Origin of the sequence: Virgisporangium ochraceum, from assembly GCF_016863655.1 — a bacterium.
GTDB classification, from domain to species: domain Bacteria; phylum Actinomycetota; class Actinomycetes; order Mycobacteriales; family Micromonosporaceae; genus Virgisporangium; species Virgisporangium ochraceum.
Map to the genome: position 1 here is coordinate 75,088 of NZ_BOPH01000113.1, position 19,656 is coordinate 94,743.

Consider the following 19,656-nt stretch of genomic DNA (forward strand, 5'->3'; position numbering starts at 1 on the left):
TCCTAGCCTTCCGCCCGCGCGGCGTTGGCGTGGATGGCGTCGCGCAGGTACGTGGCCAGGCCCGGTGCCACCGCGTCGTAGGTGGCGGTGAACCGCGGGTCGTCGACGTACATGTCGCCGAGGGACCGGTGGAACTGCGGTCCGCAGTCGTAGAACCAGCGGTTGAGCTGCTGGCGGTGCTCCTCGGCGAGGTCCATGGCGACCGGGTCGTCGGCGGCGACGCCCGATCCCAGTGCCGCGGCGAGCCGCTCGTTGAGGTCGGCGCCGGCGGCCTTGATCTCGGCCCAGTCCCGCTCGGTGTAGCGGGCCGTGCGCTCCTGCGACTGCCGGTAGGCGTCGGTGTTCCCCCACCGTTCCCGGGCCTCGTCGGCGTACGGGTTCTCGATCTGTGTCATGCCACCAGCGTGGAGTCTCCCGCCACTGGAGAGTCAAGCACCATGTTATAGTTGCTCAAGCAACTACTTGGGAGGTCGCCGTGCCGATCCACCGCCTCAACCACGCCGTCCTCTACGTCCGCGACGTCGAGCGCAGCGTCGCCTTCTACGGCGACGTCCTCGGCTTCACGAAGATCATGGGTTTCCCGGGTGCCGCGTTCCTGCGCGCCGCCGGGTCCACCAACGACCACGACCTCGGCCTGTTCGAGATCGGCGCCGCCGCCGGCGCGCCGACCGCCGGCCGCACCACGGTGGGGCTGTACCACCTGGCCTGGGAGGTCGACACCCTCGCCGAGCTCGGCCGGGTCCGTGACGCCCTCACCGCGGCCGGCGCCCTCGTCGGCTCCTCCGACCACGGCACCACGAAGAGCCTGTACGGCAAGGACCCCGACGGCCTGGAGTTCGAGGTGGTCTGGCTGATCCCCGCCCACCTCCTCGACGAGGCCGCCGTCGAGGCGCGCACCAGCATCGGTCGGCTCGACCTGGCCGCCGAGATCGCGAGGTACGGCCCCGACACGAAGGGCGGCGTGGGGATCTCAGTACCGGCCTGAGACCCCCGGCCGTCCGTCAGAAGAACATGTTGCGGCGCTGGGCGGCCTGGCGGACCCACCCGTCGACCTGCTGGGCCCAGTCGACGCCGTCTGCGTCGTGGTGACCCACCTGGAAGTGGCTGATCGAGTCCGACCCCGACGACAGCAGCCCGCCGCGCTTGTCGAACTCCAGGATCACGTCGACGCCCTGCGGGTTGGCGACGAACGTCACCTCGACCTCGTTGATCTTGCTGGCGTACTGCGGCGCCGCGTACAGCTCGATCTCCTGGTAGAACGGCAGCGTCTGGCGGACGCCGCGCAGCTGACCGCGCTCCAGGTCGGCCGACTTGAACCGGAACCCGACCCGGGCGAAGCCCTCCAGGATCTTCTCCTGGATCGGCAGCGGGTACACGTTGACCGCGTCGAGGTCGCCCTTGTCGAGAGCGCGGGCCACCTCCAGCTCGGTGCGCAGACCCATCGTCATGCCGTGCATGTGCTGGCCGAACACCTCGGTGATCGGGGTCTCCCACGGCACCGCGAACTGGAACGGCACCTGCAGCGGCTGCTGGGCCGCGAGCTGGAAGGTCCCCGTGACCCGCTGACGCTGGAACGCCACCGTCGAGTCGTACTCGCCGTCGTCGGTCTCGACCTCGACCTTCGTGACCAGGGCGAGCTCGACGTACTCGATGGTGACGTCGTGGTCGCCGCCCTGGATGTTGACATTGCCCTCCAGCGCCAGCCCGGGCCGCGTGTTCGGGTTGGTGAGCACGGTGTCGACCGAGGGACCACCCACGCCGAACGCCTGCCGTAAACGTCTGAAGACCACCGGATCGCACTCCCTTCAGGTGGCGCGGGAGTCGCTGCCACCCTGTCCGGGCAGATGGTAACCATCCCTGTCGCCACCTGCGCCGGGAAGCCGGTCAGGCGATCGGATGCCGGATCCGGACTGTTCGGCCGGCCCGCTCCGGCCACGTGCAGTGGCCGATCTTGGACGCTGCCGGTAAAATCGAGGAAATCGGACGAGTGCCTGCCGCGTCGCAGCAGCGTGATCATCGCTATCCTCGGGCATACTCCCGGGTACCAAACCGGGAATCGATCCGGCCTGCGGTGTCGTTGCAACCGGTGAACCCGTCTGACCTGCACCACTACCCGAAGGGGAAGATCGTCCATGGGCGAGCGCATGTTGCGCGGAAGCCGCCTCGGAGCCGTCAGCTACGAGTCCGACCGCAACACCGAGTTGGCTCCGCGGCAGACCCGCGAATACCTGTGCGCCAAGGGCCACCGGTTCGAGGTCCCGTTCGCCGTCGACGCTGAGGTACCCACCACCTGGGAGTGCAAGTTCGACGGCAGCGTCGCGCGTCTGATCGACGGCAACGAGCCCGAGCAGAAGAAGGCCAAGCCTCCGCGCACCCACTGGGACATGCTGCTGGAGCGCCGCTCGATCGCCGAGCTCGAAGACATCCTGAACGAACGCCTGCAGGAGGTCCGCACCCGGCGAGGCCGCGCCTCCTAGCACGCTGCAGACCAGCGCTGCATCACGTCAGCCGCCCCGCACCCCGGACAACCCGGACCGCGGGGCGGCTTCACGTGTGCACCCAGGACCGTTCATGATCGCCTTTTGAGAGCCTGCTTGGGAGCTGGGCGATCGCCCGAGCCGGGCCGCGAGGGTCACTCACCGTGGCATCGTCCGGGCGGCCCGGCATCGGTGATCAACTTCTCTGGAACGAACGTGAAGTCACGCTGCACTTTTCTTCCAGAAAAGCTGATCACCCCGGAGTACCGGGTCGTTGAATCCGACCGAACCGGACGCCGATGTTCCGGCGGACCGGCTGCGGCAACCATCGGGGTGACGCTGCGCGATAGCCGCGTGCGCAATCCGCCGCCGCACAGCTCAAACAGGCTCTCAAAAGGCGATCATGAGCGACGGACGCGGGCCGGCCGTTCTACCGCGGGGGCAGGATCTCGCCCTCGATCGCCGCCGCGGGTTCGGCGGGCTTGTCGGCCGGCCGGTCGGCGGTGGGCTCGCGCACCGGGTCCCGTTGGACGGTGACCCGACGCGGCCCGAACACGCCGTTCGCCGCCACGGCGGTGAGCTGACGCTCGACGACCCGCTCGGCGAGCCGGGACGCCGTCCGCCGCACCGGCGGGATGAGCAGCACCAGCCCCACCACCGCACCCACGAAGCCGGCCAGCAGCACCAGCATCGCCGCCCCGAACGAGGTGGCGGCGTCGGTGCCCTCGCGGCCCGGCGGACGGCCGGAGTCGACCGCGGCGCGGAACTGCCGCCAGCCGATGCGCCCCGTGCGGCGCACGAGCAGGTAGCCGACGACGTACTTGACGATCAGCAGCCCGATCGTCCAGGCCGGGCCGAGCTGCCACACGACCAGGCCGAGCACCACGAGCTCGACGAGCACACCGAGGACGCCCAGGATCCCGAGCGTCGCCAGCCACCGCCTCAACATGAGGACAACTTAAGCACGCTTGCGGAACACGCGGCGAACGGCGTCGACGCGGGCCTGGGCGCCCCACACCGTGACCCGCCACAGCGCCTCGCGGACGATCTTCGAGCTCATCTTCGACTGGCCCCGCTCGCGTTCGATGAACGTGATCGGGACCTCGACCAGCCGGCAGCCGGACTTGTGCGACCGCCACGAGCCCTCGACCTGGAAGCAGTAGCCCTGCGAGGCCGCCTTGTCGAGCTCGATCTTGTCGAGGACGGGCATGCGGTAGGTGCGGTAGCCGGCGGTGGCGTCGCGGACCGGCATGCCCAGCACGAGCCGCACGTACAGGTTGCCGATCTTGGAGATCAGCTGGCGGCTCACCGGCCAGTTGACGACCTTGCCGCCGCGGACGTACCGCGACCCGATCACGGCGTCGGCCTCGGCCAGCGCGCCGAGCAGCAGGGGAAGCTGCTCGGGCTGGTGGGACCCGTCGGCGTCCATCTCGACGACCGCGTCGTAGCCGCGGTCGCGGGCCCAGGCGAACCCGGCGAGGTAGGCGGCGCCGAGGCCGTTCTTCTCCGTGCGGTGCATCACGTGCACCTGGCTGTCGGCCGCGGCGAGCTCGTCGGCGATGGCGCCGGTGCCGTCGGGGCTGCCGTCGTCGGCGACGAGGACGTCGACGTTCGGGGTGGCCTTGCGCACCCGGTCGACGATGATCCGCACGTTGTCGGCCTCGTTGTAGGTCGGGATGACCACGAGCACCCGCCCCACGCCCGGGTAGCCGTCGGCCGGGGCGTCCTGGGGGTTGGTCACTGCTCCTCCTCGGTCTTCGCACGTCGCCTGACGAGCGCCGCGGCCACGAGTGCCACGAGTGCTCCGGCGACGAACAGGTACTCCGGCCCGGCACCGAGCCGTGTCGCAAGAGTACGACGGTTATCGATATGTAGCTCGCGGATGACGACGGCCGCCGTGAAGAACGACGTTGCACCGTATACCCGCCCGTGGGCGTCGACAAATCCGGAAACACCAACGGTGGACGCCATCAACGCGTCGCGGCCGTGCTCGACCGCCCGCAGCCGCACCATGGCCAGCTGCTGCTCGGCCTCGGCGACGTTGAACGTGGCGTTGTTGGTCTGCACGGCGAGGATCTGCCCGCCGGCCAGCACCGTGTCGCGGACGATCCCGTCGTACGCGACCTCGAAACAGATGACGTCGCCGATGCGGGCCGGCCCGAGCTGCAGCACCCCCGGCCGGTCGCCGGCGGCGAAGTCGCGACGCACCAGGTCGACCTTGTCGGTGACCTTGCGCGCCAGCGACCGGAACGGCACGTACTCCGCGAACGGCACCGGATGCTGCTTGATGTACCGCTCGCCGGGTCCGGTGGACGGGTGCCACACCTGCCCCACGTTGATGATCTTCTCCGGGTCGGCGGCCTGCCCGAGCGTGCCGACCAGGATCGGTGCGTCGACCGCGTCGGCCGCCTCGCTGATCAGGCGCGCGGCGTCGGGGTTGCGCAGCGGGTCGATGTCGGACGCGTTCTCCGGCCACACCACCAGGTCGGGCTTCGCCGCCTCGCCCGCCGCGACGCGTCGCGCCAGCTCCAGCGTCCCGTTGACGTGGTTGTCGAGGACGGCCCGGCGCTGCGCGTTGAAGTCGAGCCCGAGCCGCGGCACGTTGCCCTGCACGATCGCGACGGTCACCGCCCGCCCGCGCGGCGCCGTCGTGGGAACGGCCAGGCCCGCGACCACCGTGAGCACCGCGGCGCCCGTCACGGCCGCCGCGCGCTTGAGGGAGGACGCGGTGAACCCGGCGCGTCCGGTACGGGAACCGGGGGCTGTGAAGATCATGAAGAGAGCGACCAGCAACCCGCCCACCAGCGCCGTGGCGAAGGTGACCAGGGGCGCCCCACCCACGGCGGCGAACCCGAGCAGCGGCGAGTCGCCCTGGCTGAACGCCAGGCGCCCCCACGGGAACCCGCCGAACGGGACGCGGCCGCGCAGCGCCTCCTGCAGCGTCCACAGCACGGCGGTGACCGGCGCGATCAGCCACGGCCGCCGGACCACCAGCGGCGAGGTGTACGCGGCCGCCGCACCCTGCGCGGCGAGGTAGGCGGCCTGCAGGCCCGACAGCAGCAGCCACGGCATGCGACCGGCCTGCGTGCTGGTCCAGGTGAGCATGACCCCGAACAGGATCGCCCCGGTGAGGAACCCGAGCGCCGCCCCCGACCGAGTCCGCCGCCCGTGCGTCGCCAACGCGAACGCCGCGACACCGACGGGGGCGAGGAACCACAGGTCGTGGGGCGGGAAGGCGAGGATCAACGCGACCGCGGCGGCCACGGCGAGCAGCACCGGACGCAGCCTGACGAGTACGGACCTGCCCCGGCTACGCGGGGACTCCCGTTCGTCGGGTCCTTCGTTGGCGGGGCGGGCAGCCAGCACCGTCACGTCCCGCCCTCCCCCTGTGCACTCAGGTCCACTCGCATAACCGGTCCAATTGTGCCGGCGCATGGATCACGCCGGCGTATCGGGGAAGGCCCGAACCGGCCGCGAACCTGTAGGTTCTCCCAGCTTGGGACCCGGTTCACACAGACTGCACACGGAATCGGGGCGCGACTGGTGTATTCCAGCCGCGCCCCGCGGTTCCAGGCCCCTCGACGGCCGGTGGGGCAGGGACGAGCACCCGTGATCTTCGTTCCGACCCGGTACGTGCCGGCTGCACGCCTCAGGCCGTTGTCTACTGACCACGCGACCCTGCCCGACACCGAAGAGCACACCGACCCGCCGCACCCCGCCGACCCCCGCCCGGCTCCAGGGCCGCAGCAACCGGCCTGGCTGGCCGGGCGCCGCCCTGACGGGCGAAAGGGGCGAAGCAGACCGACGCCGCTCGCCGTTGTAGGACCCAACGACGGTACGCGCCCACCCCCGATGCCTGTCAAGCCGATCCCCACACGCGAAACCCGCTCCACTACACAGCCCCGGCCGCCCTCACGCACCCCCGTACACAGGCCCTCGCGCGCCCGCCCCAGCCCGCGCCCGCGCGCCCCGTTCATGCGCTGATCTTGCACTCGCGGCCCCCGACAAAGCGCCATATGAACGGACTTATCGGCGGCCACAGGTGCAAGATCGACGCGAAAGGAGGACCTGGGCGGCTGGGAGGGCGGGTCGCCAGGGCAGGCGCCGGGTGCGCAGGAGACCGGGGCGGGGACGGCGGGTCAGGCGGGGTGGAGGAGGTGGGCGCGCAAAAGGGTGGCGGCGGCTTCCGGGTGGTCGGGGGCCAGCAGGCCGGCCGGGGCCAGGACGTACGACGTGTCCACCGCCAGGCGGGGGGCGCGGGGCACCGACCAGCCGCCCGCGAGGTCGCCGGTCACGGCGGCCAGCACGGACCGGGCCCGGTCCGGTGGGGCGTGGCGGAGCACCCCGCCCGACCCGATCACCAGGGACACCTCCCGCAGGTCGCGGCCGCCCCGCCGGACGCCGGCGGCCACCGCCTCGCCGCGGGCGTGGCGTCGGACGGCCACGATCGCCGCCAGGGTGGCCAGGGGCAGATCCGTACGGGGATCGGCGGGGCGGCCCGGATCGGCGGCGGAGGCATCGGCCGCCGCGGCCAGGTCGGCGGCCAGGTCGGCGGCCAGGTCGGCGCCCGGGTCCGCGCCCGGGTCGGCGGGCGCCGGGATGCGTTCGGCGGCAGCGGCCTCGATGACGCCCGTCGCCGACCAGCGCACCCCGAGGTCGCCCTCGACGGTGCGGCCGTGCCAGGCGGTCCCGGCGACCTCCGGGTCGGGACCGGTGGGCGCCACCACCGAGTAGACGTCGGTGGTGGCGCCGCCCACGTCGACCACGAGCAGGCCGCTGCCCGGATGCGCCCGCGCGAGCAGTTCCACGCCGGTCAGCACCGCGTCGGGGGTCGCCGCCCGCACGAGCGACGCGAACCGCCTCCCGCGCGACAGCCCCTTGCCGCCGATGACGTGGCGCAGGAACACGTCGCGGATGGCGGTCCGGGCCGGGCCGGGGCGCAGGTCGCCGACGCGGGGCAGGACGTTGTCGCAGGTCACGAACGGCGTGTCACGCAGGGCCCGCGCCGCGTCGGCGGCGGCGTCGGCGTTGCCGGCCAGCACGACCGGGCGCCGCCAGCGGGCCGCGCCGAGGCGGGTGGCGTTGTGCAGCAGGGTGTCGGCGTCGCCGCCGTCGGTGCCGCCGACGAGCAGGACCACGTCGGGACGGGCCGCGCGCAGCGCCCGCACGCCGTCGGTGGACAGGCGACCGGCGGTGACGTGGACCACCCGGGCGCCGGCCGACAACGCGACCCGGCGCCCGGCCTCGGCGCTGACCAGGGCCTCGTAGCCGACGACGGCCAGCCGCAGCCCGCCACCGGCGGACGAGCACACGTAGGTGAGGTCGGGCGTGAGGCCCGTCGCGCGGACGGCGACGTCGAGACCGTGCAGCACATCGGTCGACGACGTCGTCGGGTGCGACGCCGCCGCGAGCAGCTCCCCGCTCGTCACGTCGACGACCGCCACCTTCGTGTAGGTCGAGCCGACGTCGACGCACGCTGCGCGGGTCACCCCGCGGGAACGACCACGGTGCCGGTCGCGACGACCGCGACCAGCGGGGGGTCGAGCACGCGCGACGCCGACGCCGACACCTCCGGCTGGCGGCGGCAGTGCACGACGCAGGTGAACTCGACGCGGCGGCTGCGGGTGCCGACGCGGGTGACCGACGCGGTGACCTCGACGACGTCGCCGGCGTAGATCGGCTCGTTGAAGCGGATCTCCTCGTAGCCGGCGAACAGGCCCTCGTCGCCGTCGGTGCGGATGCACAGTTCGGTGGCGGCGTCGCCGAACAGGCCCAGGGCGTAGGCGCCCTCGACGAGGTTGCCGGCGTAGTGCGCGTTGGCGACGTAGCGGCGGTGGGTCACGGTCGTACCGATCACGTGCGCTCCTTGACGGCGTGGATGAGATAGGACGCGACCTCGCGGGGGGTCGTGCCGCGGCTGAAGATCCGGTCGACGCCGAGGTCGCCGGCCATCGTCTCGTCGAAGCGGGGACCGCCGACGACGAGCAGCGGCCGCCGCCCGGCCGGGTACGACTCGCGGAACGCCGCCGACATCTCGCGGGTGTTGTGCAGGTGCGCGTCCTTCTGCGTGACGACCTGACTGACCAGCACCGCGTCGGCCTTCTCCGTGCGCGCGGCGGCGACGAGGTCGGGCACGGTGACCTGCGCGCCCATGTTGACCACGCGCAGCTCCCGGTAGTACTCCAGGCCCTTCTCCCCCGCCACCCCCTTGACGTTGAGGATCGCGTCGATGCCGACGGTGTGCGCGTCGGTGCCGATGCACGCCCCGACGACGACGAGCTTGCGCCGCAGGCGCTTGCGCACCAGCGCGTTGACCTCCTTGGCGGCGAGCAGCGGATAGTCCCGCTCGACGACCGTCACCGCCGCCAGGTCGACGAGGTGCGACACCCGCCCGTAGACGACGAAGAACGTGAACCCGGTACCCATCTGCTTGGCGTGCACCAGCATCGCCGGGTCGAGGCCCATCTTCGCGGCGAGCTGCAGCGCCGCCCCCTCGGCCACCTTGTCGTGCGGGACGGGCAGGGTGAAGCTGACCTGCACCATCCCGTCCCCGGTGGTGTCCCCGTACGGGCGCACGTACTCACTCATGAGGCGCGGATCCTTTCGACCAACTGCCACACGTTGGTGGAGGGGTTGGTGGTGTACGCCGTACCGGTCGGGTCGAGCCGGCGGCCGCGTGCGACCGCGGCGTCGACCCCGTCGCGGTAGGCGCCGAAGTTCTGCGGGCGAGCGCCACGGCTCGTGTCAGGTCGAACTCGTCGACGTCGGTGACGCACCAGACCTCGTCGAAGGCTCCCGGCTGACGGTCACGGTGACCGGCGGCGCGGCGCACGAGGCGCTCCGGATCGGCGCCTTCCGCGACGAGGCGGACACTGACGGCGTTGTTCCGGTGCTCGAGTCGCAGCGCGTCGAGGTATTCAGGCTCCGTCCGAACGCCGCCGCAGTAGACGAGCGCCGTGTGCTTCGCCTGGCGGACGCCCGGTCTGCGGGTCGGTGGGTTACGCGGCATCGGGATCGGTCCCGCGTGCCACCGCCCGGCGGAGGGCGGTCTCGGACAGGACGGGTACCGCGCCGTAGCTGCCGGCGAGGTAGCGACGCTCGGTGTTCTCGTGCTTGCGCGGCCGGAACTCGGCCAGCGAGTACAGACGGGTCGTCTGGGCGGTCGGGTCCTTCTCCACGAACCAGATCTCGTCGCGGGACAGGGTGTCCTCGTCGAGCATCGTGGCGTCGTGGGAGGTGAAGATCAGTTGTGCCCCGAGCGGGTTGGTCTCCGGGTTGCGGAACAGGTTGACCAGGTGCCGCGCCAGGTGCGGGTGCAGAGTTGTGTCGGCCTCGTCGAGAAGCAGGATCTTCGGCCCGGCGAGGGCGGCGGCGATGGCCACGGTGAGGTTCAGCCAGGTCCTGGTGCCGGCCGACTCCTCGTGGACGTTCAGCGGCACGGGGTGGTCGCCGTGAAAGAACAGCAGGCGGCCCGACAGGACGCTCATCAGGACGTCGCCGATCGCGGCGACATCCGCGGGTTGGAGGAGGTCGACCTCGATCAAGCTGTTGACCAGGCGCCATCGTGGGTCGGCGACGGCGTCGGACGGCGTTACCGTCGGTTCCGTGTCGTGGGCGGTGGCCAGCACGACGTCGGTGATTCCCAGGTCGGCGATGCGTACCAGGTCCAGGACGATCGGCCGCAGTGGTGAGTCCGGGAGGAACGCGCGCCTGATGTCGGAACCGACCTCGGCGGCGGGGTCGGCATGGGTGAGGTCGTCGAGGAACCAGCGGAACAGCCGTTCGCAGCTCGTCACGTTGGAGTGGGCCGCCACGCTCAGGAACAGCGCGTTCGGGCGGGTGCGCTCGCGCGTGGACTCCATGGGACCGCGGACGGTGGAGCCGAACGTCCATTCGTCGCCGGTGCGTTCGAAGATGACCCGGCGTCGACCCGTGGGGAAGGTGTGGAGCCATTCCTCGCGGACGCCCGCGTTGTCGACGACGAAGCCGTAGTAGTGGCGCTCACCGTCGAGGACCAGGTCTACTGCCAGCTCTGTCGGCTCCCTGGTCGCGGCGTGATCGAGCTTGAACGGCACCCTGGGCACGCCTCCGCCGGGCGTCCAGGATGCGAAGGAGTCCACGACCGCCTGGCGCATCCAGCGCAGGGCGTCCAGAAGGTTGGACTTGCCGGACGCGTTCGCCCCGTAGAGGGCCGCCACCGGGATCACTGGGCGGGACTTGTCGTAGGCGGGCAGCAGCACCAGTTCCTGGGCGGCGCGGATCGACCTGTGGTTGGCGACCCGGAAGCTACGCAGCATCTGGCACCACCAGCACGGGAGTTTCGCGCCTCATCGTGCAAGTAAATCGCACGAAACGCCCTCTGGCTTGCCTCTGCGTGTCACGGCTCATGTTGTGTCAAGAGCTGTCACGGCGGGGTTGTAGTAGTCGTCGGCTTTCTCGATCACGCCGGCCAGTCCCTTTCCGCCGTCGGCGGGGCGTTTCATGATGCCGAACGTGCCGTCCCCAATTGCCGATAGAAGTCCCTCATCCGCTACGCGTTCGAGGAGAGTCACCGCCTCGCCGAGAACGTGAGAAGCGCGCCGCTGGATGAACCCCCCGGGCGCGGGGCGGAAGTCCTCGGCCAGGCCGCCGCAGGCGTTCAGCACGTACCGCACGTTCTGCAGGGCGATGTCGCGGTCGGACAGCCACGGCGTCACCACCGCCTCGGTCATCATCCCGACGAGGAGGATCCCCTGGCCGGTGAGCACGCCGGCGAGGTTGAAGAACCCGTCGAGCAGGTTGCCGCGGAACACGTCGCCGGTCATGTGCTTGGTCGGTGGCATCCACTTCAGCGGCGCGGCAGGGAACAGCTCCCGGGCCAGCAGCGCGTGCGCCAGCTCCAGCCGGAACGAGTCCGGCAGCTCCGGGTTGATCTCGAAGGCGTGCCCCAGGCCGAGCTGTGCGTCCGGAAGTCCCGCCTCGTGGGCGAAGAACTCGTTCAGCAGCTGGGACACCGTCACCGTGTGGGCGGCCTCCACGGCGTCGGCCGTGGTCAGGTAGTTGTCCTCGCCGGTGTTGATGATGATCCCGGCCCGGGCGTGGACCTGCCGGGCGAACCGCTGGTCGACGAACGTCCGCACCGGGTTGATGTCGCGGAACAGGATCCCGTACATCGAGTCGTTGAGCATCATGTCCAGCCGTTCGAGGCCGGCGAGCACGGCGATCTCCGGCATGCACAGCCCGGACGCGTAGTTCGTCAGCCGCACGTACCGGCCGACCTCCTTCGACACCTCGTCGAGAGCGGCACGCATCAGGCGGAAGTTCTCCTGCGTCGCGTAGGTGCCGGCGAAGCCCTCCCGGGTCGCGCCCTCGGGCACGTAGTCCAGCAGCGACTGCCCCGTCGAGCGGATCACCGCGATCACGTCGGCGCCGGCCCGCGCGGCCGCCTGTGCCTGCGGGATGTCCTCGTAGATGTCGCCGGTCGCCACGATCAGGTAGATCCACGGCCGCTGCGGCGGGTCACCCAGCCGCGTCACCAGCCGGTCACGTTCGCGGCGGCGCCGGTCGATGGTCCGCAGGCCGGCGCCGACCGCGCGGTCGGCCGCGCGCCGCGCCGCGGTCGCGGCCGTCCCGCGCGGAAGATCGAAGGTGACGGACCCGGCGGCGGCCTTTTGCGCCAGTACCGTCACGTCTTCGCCGTTCCGGCGGATGGCGTGGAAGACCGGAAGGGCCACCCCCTGCGCGAGGCCGACCTGCTGGTCGACGGCGTCGACGAGCCGGTTCACCCACGGGATGCCGTCGGGGTCGGCGCCGGTGACGCCGGCCAGGCGCAGCGTCGCCCGCTCCACGGCGACGGTGGTGCGGGTGCGGGCCAGGTCGACGACCGGCTGCCCGGCGCGGGCGGCCAGGGCCCGGGCCCGCGCGACGAGGGTGGGGTCGAGGTCGAGTAACGGCATCAGTGCGCCATCCGGTTCAGCTCGCCTTCCAGTGCAGGACGGTTCCCCTCAGGGTGGTCAGGCGGCAGGTCGGCTTGACCGGGGCGTCGGTGAACGCGGGCAGGCCGCGGTGCAGGTCGCCGTCGTAGGTCCAGGCCGCGAGCGTCGCCGGGGCGCCGGGGGCGAGGACGCCGTCGGCGTCGCGGTGCACTGCCCGCCAGCCACCGCGGGTGTGCGCGGCGAACGCCTGCCGCACCGACAGCCGCTGGGTCGGGTTGCGGTGGAACACCGCGGCGTACACGGTCGCCCACGGGTCGATGGGGGTCACCGGCGAGTCGGAGCCGAACGCGAGCGTCACGCCGACGCCGGTCATCGACGCGAACGGGTTCGCCGTCAGGGCCCGGTCGGCGCCGAGGCGGGCGGCGTACATGCGGTCGGTGCCGCCCCAGCGCCAGTCGAACGCCGGCTGCACGCTGGCGACGACGCCGAACTCGACGAGCCCGCCGATGAGCTTCTTGTCGACGAGTTCGGCGTGCTCGACGCGGTGCCGGCGGGCCCGCAGCCGGTCGACGCCGACGCGGGCGGCGGCCAGCGCGAACCCGGCGAGCACGGTGCCCAGCGCCGCGTCGCCGATGGCGTGGAAGCCGCCCTGCAGGTCCTGTTCGGTGCATCCGACCAGGTGCGCGGCGACCTGGTTCGCGGTCAGGTAGCCGTGGCCGGTGGTGGCCGGCTCGTCGGTGTAGGGCTGGCGCAGGTGGGCGGTGCGTGAGCCGAGGGCGCCGTCGGCGAACAGGTCGCCGCCGGCGCCGACCGCGCCGAGGTCGCGGGCCTTGGCGGCGGCGCCGAGCTCACCCCAGTACCCGTGGACCTCGGGGAGCCGGTCGGTGCCGCCGAGCTTGAGCAGCTCGGTGAAGTCGGCCTCGCTGGAGATCGTCGGGCCGCCGCACTCGTGCACGGCGGCGACGCCGGCCCGGGCGGCGTGGCGCAGCGCGGTGCGCTGGGCGTCGCGGCGCTGGGTGGCGCTGAGCGAGCCGAGGGCGATCGTGCGGACCTCGTGGTGGGCGTCGCGGCGCAGCCAGCCGTCGGTGCCGAAGCCGGGGGTGGCCGGGTCGGCGGCGCGCAGCAGCGCGGAGGAGACGACGCAGGAGTGCACGTCGGCGCGGGACAGGTAGACGCGGCGGCCGCGGGCGGCCCGGTCGAGTTCGGCCGGGGTGGGCGGGGTCGGGTCGGGCCAGCGGGACTCGTCCCAGCCGTGGCCGAGGACGACGGCGTCGGGTGCCTGGTCGGCGGCGTGGCGGGCGAGCCGGTCGAGGAGGTCGCCGCGGGTGCGGGTCTGCGCGAGGTCCAGGCCCTGCAGGGTGATGCCGGTGTCGGTGACGTGCACGTGGGCGTCGACGAACGCCGGGGTGACCAGGGCGCCGTCGAGGTCGATCGTCCGGTCGGCCGCGGGTGCGTCGTCGTCGGTGCCGAGCCACGTGATGAGGCCGTCGTCGATGAGGAGCGCGGTGGCGTCGGGGTCGGCCGGGCTGTAGACGCGGCCGTTGCTCAACAGGACTGTCTGACCCATGCCGCTCAGTGTGCCGCCAGCCTGGCCTGGAACAGCGCGCGCACGCCGGGCTCGGCGCGGACGAGGTCGAGCGCGGCGGCGGCGTGCCCGGGGACGTAGCCGTTGCCGATGAGCATCGTGACGTCGGCGGCGAGGCCCTCGGCGCCGAGGGCGGCGGCGGGGAACGACGTCGCCATGGAGAAGAAGATCACAGTGCCGCCGGGTGCGGTGGCGAGGACCGCGCCGTGTTCGCAGCCGGGGACGTCGACGCACACGACGGTGACGTCGGCGGGTCCGCCGAGCGCGGTCTCCACCGCCGCCGCGGTCGCCACGGGATCGCGGGCGTCGGCGAGCGCGGTCAGATCGGCCAGCCGCACCCGGTCCAGTAACGCCCTTTCGCTCTGCGTGGGGACGAGCCCGACGGTCCGCGCGGCGCCCGACCGGCGCGCGGCCGCCAGCGCCAGGGAGCCGCTCTTGCCGGCGCCGCCGAGGACGGCGACGGTCGGCTCGCGGTACTGCCGCACGACCCGCTGGACGAGCGCGGGTGCGCCGCAGACGTCGAAGACGGCCAGGGCCATCTCTTCAGTGAAGTCGTCGTCGAGGTCGTCGGGGAGGACGGCGGCGATGGAGCGGCCGAAGAGGATGGCGTGGCCGGTGCACGGGACCTGCTCGGACGCGCCGGTCCAGGACTGCAGCCCGTCGGTGATCTCCAGCGGCGTGAGGGTCAGGCTGACGAGCGTGGCGACGCGGTCGCCGGGCTTGAGACCGAGCGGCGACTCGGGGCCGACCTCGGCGACGGTGCCGATGAGCATGCCGCCGGAGCCGGTGACCGGGTTGTGCATCTTGCCCCGGCTGCTGATGATCTCCAGCACCCGGGCCCGGATGTCGCCGCCCGCCTCCCGCAGCTGGCGGAAGCTCGCCGCGTCGAGGTTGAGCCGCTCGACGGCGATGCGGACCTCGTCGGGGCCGATCGTGGGGTCGGTGTCGAGGCGGGTCGCGGCCTGCGGGAGCACCCCTGCCGGCTCCAGAACCCGGTGCAGCCCGACAGCCGACATCGCGGACCCCTTTCTGATATTGAAATTATCCGGCAGACTAGTCGACTGGCCGTAGGATTTCCATAGAGGAGGGCGTGTGACCGCACAACCGTACGCATACCGGCGTCAGGAGCTGGTCGAGCCCGACTGGACGCGGCTGCCCGGCTGGAAGGCCGTGACCCGGGAGCAGTGGGAGTCCGCGCAGTGGCAGCGGGTCAACTGCGTCAAGAACGTGCGGCAGCTGCGGGCGGTGCTCGGTGACCTCGTCGACGAGCGCTTCTACACCGACCTGGAGGACGACCAGCGGCGGCTGGCGACCATGTCGATGCTCCTCCCGCCACAGATGATCAACACGATGGTGCCGACCGGGCGCTTCGACACCGAGGCGTTCTACGCCGACCCGATCCGCCGGTACATGCTGCCGGTGGCCTCCGACCGGCACCCGGTATGGCCGTCGCACCCCTACGCCAGCCGCGACTCGCTGCACGAGCACGACATGTGGGTCGCCGAGGGCCTCACCCACCGGTACCCGACGAAGGTGCTCGCCGAGCTGCTGCCGACGTGCCCGCAGTACTGCGGCCACTGCACCCGCATGGACCTGGTCGGCAACTCCACCCCGGCGGTGGACAAGCTCAAGCTGACGCTCAAGCCGGTCGACCGGTACGACGCGATGATCGGCTACCTCAAGGCCCAGCCCGGCGTGCGTGACGTGGTCGTCTCCGGCGGCGACGTGGCGAACGTGCCGTGGCGCAACCTCGAGTCGTTCCTGATGCGGCTGCTCGACATCGGCACGATCCGCGACATCCGCCTGGCGACCAAGGCCCTGGCCGGCCTGCCGCAGCACTGGCTGCAGCCCGACGTGGTCGAGGGCCTGGAGCGGGTGGCCCGCACGGCGGCGCGGCGCGGGGTGAACCTGGCCATCCACACGCACGTCAACCACGTGCAGTCGCTGACGCCGCTGGTGGCGAAGGCGGCGCAGACCGCGCTGGAGGTCGGCGTGCGCGACGTCCGCAACCAGGGCGTGCTGCTGCGCGGCGTCAACGCGACCTCGGAGGACCTGCTCGACCTGTGCTTCGGGCTGCAGGGCGAGGCCGGGATCCTGCCGTACTACTTCTACATGTGCGACATGATCCCCAACGCCGAGCACTGGCGCGTGGCGGTCTGGCAGGCGCAGCAGCTGCAGCACGACATCATGGGCTACCTGCCCGGCTACGCCACCCCGCGGATCGTGTGCGACGTGCCGTTCGTCGGCAAGCGCTGGGTGCACATGGTCACCGAGTACGACCGCGAGCGCGGCATCTCCTACTGGACGAAGAACTACCGGACCAGCATCGAGGGCGACGACCTCGACCGCCGCTACGCCTTTCACGACCCGATCGACACGCTGCCCGAGGCCGGCCAGCGCTGGTGGGAGAGGGAGCTCGCCACAGTCTGAGTCGCGGTATATTCCGCGACGCGATACATTGACCGGGTGGACCTGAGCGAACAGACGTTCCTGATCCTGTCGGCGCTGGCCGACCGGCCCCGCCACGGGTACGCGCTGATCACCGAGGTGTCGGCGATGACCGGTGGACGCGTCACCCTCCGGGCCGGCACCCTCTACGGCGCCCTCGACCGCCTCTCCGGGCAGGGCCTCGTCCGCGCCGACCGCGAGGAGGTCGAGAACGGGCGGCTGCGCCGCTACTACGCCCTCACCGACGCCGGCGCCGAGGCCCTCGACGTGCAGACCGAACGGATGGAGGCGGCCGCGAAGGTCGCCCGGGAACGGCTGGCCCTGCGTCCCCGGTTCGGTGGTGCAACCCCATGACGCCGCTGGAACGGCGCTGCCGCCGGGTCGTGCGGATGCTGCCCCGCGCCGAGCGGGAGACCCGCGGCGAGGAGGTCCTCGGCGTCCTCATGGACCTGTCCGACGGCCGGGACCGGCCGCCGCTGGCCGAGGTCGCGGCCGTCGCCGCGCTGGCGGTGAAACTGCGCATGCGCGAGCGCGGCAGCCGCCTGCGCGCCGGCCTGTCGGTGCTCGCCGGGGCCCTGGTGGTCGTCGCGGCGCCGCTGCCGGTGCCGCACGTCCTGCAGCACCTGCCGGGGTTGGTGACCAGCCCGGTCATGCAGATCCTCGGGCTGGTGCTGACGCTCGTGCTGTGGCTGGCCGGTGCGGTGGTGTGGCTGCTCGGTCACCGGCGCACCTCGGTAGCGCTGTGGGCGGTGTACGCGGTGGCGACCGTGGTGGCCAACATCCGCAACGGCCTCGACTACGGCTACGACCAGGTGCCCTGGCACCTGGGCCACGTGGTCGCACCGACCGTGCTGACCGCCGCGGTCGTGGCCGTCGCCGTCCGGCGGGGCGTACCGGCCCCGCGGCCGCGGCGGGTGTGGCTGCTGCTGGTGCCGGCGACCGTCGCGTTCTGGGTCGCCGGGATGTTCGAGCTGGTCGGCGCCGGCGCCGGCGCCGTCCCGCCCGTGGCGGCGACAGCGGTCGGCGCGGCCGGCGCGCTGGTGGCGGCCGGGTGGGTGGTGACCGCCCGCGGCCGGGTCGGCGTGCTCGTGCCGGCCGGCGTCTTCATGGCGCTGGCGGTGGTCGGGCTCGTGCCGCAGTGGCTGGCCCTCACGGTCGCCGTCAGCGTCGTCGGGATGCTGGTCAAGCGTCAGGACGCGCCGTCGACGAGCCTGGTCACGTAACTGTCGATCCGGTCGGCCACCCCGGCCGGCGGGTCGAGGAACTGCAGGCCGGCCTCGACCCAGTCACCGGCCGGGGTGGCGTGCATGACCTGGCAGTGCACCCGCACCGGCGCGTCGGGCCGGCCGTCCTCCAGCGCCAGCTCCGCCTCGACCGGGCTACCGGCCGTCACGCCGAGGCTCGGCGCGACACGGCAGCGCAGCCCCCCGGCGCTGAGGTCGACGAGCGTGGCCGGGTGCCCCTCCGGGCGGCCGTTGAGCCGCAGCGTCAGCGTCGCCGACGCGCCGATCCGCTCGGCGTCACGCCGCTCCAGCTGGGCGGCCAGCTCCGACAGACCACGGATGCGGTCGACGGTGCCGGCCAGCCGGTTGTCGAGCCGCCCGACGACGGCCCGCTGGTCGGCGGCGACCTCGCGCAACGCGCCCGTGGTGCCGTCGATCTCGCCGATGCTCGACACCATCGCGGCGATCGCCTGCGCCATCGCGGCGGCGTCGCGCTCCAGCGTCCCGATCGTCGCGGTGATCTGCTCCGTCGACGCCGCCGCGTTCGTCGCCAGGTCCTTGACCTCGTTGGCGACGACCGCGAACCCCTTGCCGGTCTCGCCGGCGCGGGCGGCCTCGATCGTGGCGTTGAGCGCCAGCAGCCGCGTCTGGCCGGCGATTCCGGCGATGACCTCGGCGGTGCCGGCGACCCGGCGCAGGCTCGTCTCCAGCGCGCCGATCACCGGTTCCGCCGCGCGGGCCTGCTCGACGACGACGCCGGTGGCCTCGTTCGCGGCCGAGACCCGCTCGTCGATCGTCGCCGCGGCATTGCGGACCTCGTCGACCTGCTCCGTGACCTGTGCCAGCTCCTCGGCGATGGTGCCGGTGGAGTCGTCGATCAGCTTCTGCGCCCGGTCCCGCAGCCGCCGCTCGGCCTGCCGCTGGTGCAGGAACTGGGAGCGCATCTGCTCCTCGCGCACCTTGCGCGCCTCGCCGATCTCCTCCTCCTGGGCGGCGAGGCGGCCGCGGGCGGTGGCCAGGGCGCCGCCGATGTCGCCGAGCTCGTCGCGGCCGGCCGGGAGCCGGCCCTGGCTGAAGTCGCCGTCGGCGACCGCGGTCACCCGGTCGAGGACCAGCGCCACGTCGGTGCGGGTGCGCCACCACACCGACACGGCGAACCAGAACGCCAGCACCGCCGCGCACCCGGTGAAGGCGAGGGTCAGCGTGCGGTCGCCGACGAGTCCGTCCCTGCGCACGGCCAGCAGGTCGTCGAGGACGTCGGTCGCCGGCGCGACGGCGGCCCGCACGGCGTCGGCCAGCGGTGCGGCGTCGACCGCACGCGGCGCGTCCAGCGACCCGGTGATCCCGCCGGCGAGGGCGTCGGCGGCGTCGGCGGCCGCCTTCACCGGCTCCAGCCGCGAGGCCAGGCCACCCATCGCGGTGTTCGCCTGCGCCGTGTCGACGTCCGACCGCAGTGACCGGGCCGCGCTCGCCAGGTCGCCGGCGTCGACGGCGCGGTCGGCCACGCTGCCGCCGGTCCCCCTGCCCTGTGCCGCCGCGGCCGCGACCAACGCCTTGGGCAGCTGCACGATCTGCAGGTCCATCACGTAGAACGAGTCGAGGTCGGGGTCGAGGATCAGCTTCGAGGTGTTCCCGGCCTCGGCGACGAGCGCGGCCAGCGTCGCCGCGGTCGGCTCGGACCGCACCGCCGCGAACGCGTCGTCGAGGGCCAGGTCCGGGTACCTGTCGACGACCGCGCCGAGGGCGGCCAGGTCGGGTTCGCGGCCGGCGGCGGCGTCGGACATCGCCAGCAGCGCCTCCCGGACGACGACGGTGCCGTCGAGCTCGGAGGAGGCGAAGTCGACCTGGCCGTTGATCAGCCCGACGTAGGCGTAGGTGGCGCCGATGCCGGGCACCAGCAGCACCAGGATCAGCACACCGAGGCGGGCACCGATCCGCAGCCGGTCGACGACCACCAGCGCCGGACGCATGAACCCTGGCGGCCGCTCGCTCATGTCCGACACTCCCCC

The 19,656-nt window shown here is 72.6% G+C and carries 18 protein-coding genes and 1 pseudogene; 5 read left to right on the forward strand and 14 right to left on the reverse strand.

From position 1 onward, the window contains the following. Positions 1–2: 2 nt before the first annotated feature. Entirely contained in the window at positions 3–395 is a 393-nt protein-coding gene (locus Voc01_RS41315) for a TipAS antibiotic-recognition domain-containing protein (protein WP_203933168.1), read from the reverse strand. Positions 396–475: 80 nt separating this feature from the next. On the opposite strand from Voc01_RS41315, the gene Voc01_RS41320 reads away from it, so the two are divergent. Continuing rightward, positions 476–985, forward strand: coding sequence for a VOC family protein (locus Voc01_RS41320; RefSeq protein WP_203933169.1), 510 nt, complete (start codon positions 476–478; stop codon positions 983–985). Positions 986–1,019: 34 nt separating this feature from the next. Here Voc01_RS41320 and Voc01_RS41325 read toward each other — a convergent pair. Further along, a pseudogene (locus Voc01_RS41325) lies at positions 1,020–1,790 on the reverse strand (sporulation protein); the annotation flags it as partial. A gap of 342 nt (positions 1,791–2,132) precedes the next feature. On the opposite strand from Voc01_RS41325, the gene Voc01_RS41330 reads away from it, so the two are divergent. Continuing rightward, complete coding sequence (locus Voc01_RS41330; protein WP_203933171.1) at positions 2,133–2,477, forward strand: RNA polymerase-binding protein RbpA; 345 nt, start codon at positions 2,133–2,135, stop codon at positions 2,475–2,477. Positions 2,478–2,907: 430 nt separating this feature from the next. On the opposite strand, the gene Voc01_RS41335 is transcribed toward Voc01_RS41330, so the two are convergent. The 11 genes from Voc01_RS41335 to kdd form a co-directional block, all read right to left on the reverse strand. Then, entirely contained in the window at positions 2,908–3,426 is a 519-nt protein-coding gene (locus Voc01_RS41335; protein ID WP_203933172.1) for an FxsA family protein, read from the reverse strand. 9 nt (positions 3,427–3,435) lie between these two features. After that, positions 3,436–4,218 carry a polyprenol monophosphomannose synthase gene (locus Voc01_RS41340; RefSeq protein ID WP_203933173.1) on the reverse strand — a complete coding sequence of 261 codons (783 nt, stop codon included), beginning with the start codon at positions 4,216–4,218 and terminating at the stop codon, positions 3,436–3,438. After that, complete coding sequence (gene lnt, locus Voc01_RS41345) at positions 4,215–5,912, reverse strand: apolipoprotein N-acyltransferase (protein ID WP_203933174.1); 1,698 nt, start codon at positions 5,910–5,912, stop codon at positions 4,215–4,217. Before lnt ends, Voc01_RS41340 begins: the two co-directional genes overlap by 4 nt. A 704-nt stretch (positions 5,913–6,616) precedes the next feature. Next, entirely contained in the window at positions 6,617–7,966 is a 1,350-nt protein-coding gene (locus Voc01_RS41350; protein WP_203933175.1) for a glutamate mutase L, read from the reverse strand. Next, a complete protein-coding gene (gene kal / locus Voc01_RS41355) occupies positions 7,963–8,334 on the reverse strand; it encodes a 3-aminobutyryl-CoA ammonia lyase (RefSeq protein ID WP_203933176.1) in 372 nt (123 codons plus the stop codon). Before kal ends, Voc01_RS41350 begins: the two co-directional genes overlap by 4 nt. After that, the gene (gene kamE / locus Voc01_RS41360) at positions 8,331–9,065 is read right to left on the reverse strand and encodes a lysine 5,6-aminomutase subunit beta (RefSeq protein WP_203933177.1); all 735 of its coding nucleotides are present in this window, start codon (positions 9,063–9,065) and stop codon (positions 8,331–8,333) included. The genes kal and kamE overlap by 4 nt, the downstream gene beginning before the upstream one ends. After that, a complete protein-coding gene (locus Voc01_RS54860) occupies positions 9,058–9,486 on the reverse strand; it encodes an RloB family protein (RefSeq protein WP_203933178.1) in 429 nt (142 codons plus the stop codon). The genes kamE and Voc01_RS54860 overlap by 8 nt, the downstream gene beginning before the upstream one ends. Then, positions 9,476–10,774 (reverse strand): AAA family ATPase, encoded by a 1,299-nt coding sequence (locus tag Voc01_RS41370; protein WP_203933179.1) that lies wholly within the window; start codon positions 10,772–10,774, stop codon positions 9,476–9,478. Before Voc01_RS41370 ends, Voc01_RS54860 begins: the two co-directional genes overlap by 11 nt. Positions 10,775–10,861: 87 nt before the next feature. Next, on the reverse strand, positions 10,862–12,412 hold the full coding sequence (kamD, locus tag Voc01_RS41375; protein WP_373873933.1) for a lysine 5,6-aminomutase subunit alpha: 1,551 nt from the start codon (positions 12,410–12,412) through the stop codon (positions 10,862–10,864). 16 nt (positions 12,413–12,428) lie between these two features. After that, complete coding sequence (locus Voc01_RS41380; RefSeq protein ID WP_203933180.1) at positions 12,429–13,958, reverse strand: amidohydrolase; 1,530 nt, start codon at positions 13,956–13,958, stop codon at positions 12,429–12,431. A gap of 5 nt (positions 13,959–13,963) precedes the next feature. After that, a complete protein-coding gene (gene kdd / locus Voc01_RS41385; RefSeq protein WP_203933181.1) occupies positions 13,964–14,992 on the reverse strand; it encodes an L-erythro-3,5-diaminohexanoate dehydrogenase in 1,029 nt (342 codons plus the stop codon). A gap of 76 nt (positions 14,993–15,068) precedes the next feature. Here kdd and Voc01_RS41390 point away from each other — a divergent pair, with 76 nt between their 5' ends. Genes Voc01_RS41390 through Voc01_RS41400 form a run of 3 tightly spaced genes read left to right on the forward strand, consistent with a single transcriptional unit; the run spans position 15,069 to position 17,647 of the window. Beyond that, the gene (locus Voc01_RS41390) at positions 15,069–16,406 is read left to right on the forward strand and encodes a KamA family radical SAM protein (protein ID WP_203933182.1); all 1,338 of its coding nucleotides are present in this window, start codon (positions 15,069–15,071) and stop codon (positions 16,404–16,406) included. A gap of 36 nt (positions 16,407–16,442) precedes the next feature. Beyond that, positions 16,443–16,778, forward strand: coding sequence for a PadR family transcriptional regulator (locus Voc01_RS41395; RefSeq protein ID WP_307781610.1), 336 nt, complete (start codon positions 16,443–16,445; stop codon positions 16,776–16,778). Then, the gene (locus tag Voc01_RS41400; protein WP_203933183.1) at positions 16,775–17,647 is read left to right on the forward strand and encodes a hypothetical protein; all 873 of its coding nucleotides are present in this window, start codon (positions 16,775–16,777) and stop codon (positions 17,645–17,647) included. Before Voc01_RS41395 ends, Voc01_RS41400 begins: the two co-directional genes overlap by 4 nt. On the opposite strand, the gene Voc01_RS41405 is transcribed toward Voc01_RS41400, so the two are convergent. Then, positions 17,614–19,641, reverse strand: coding sequence for a methyl-accepting chemotaxis protein (locus Voc01_RS41405; protein WP_203933184.1), 2,028 nt, complete (start codon positions 19,639–19,641; stop codon positions 17,614–17,616). The genes Voc01_RS41400 and Voc01_RS41405 overlap by 34 nt on opposite strands. Positions 19,642–19,656 lie beyond the last annotated feature (15 nt).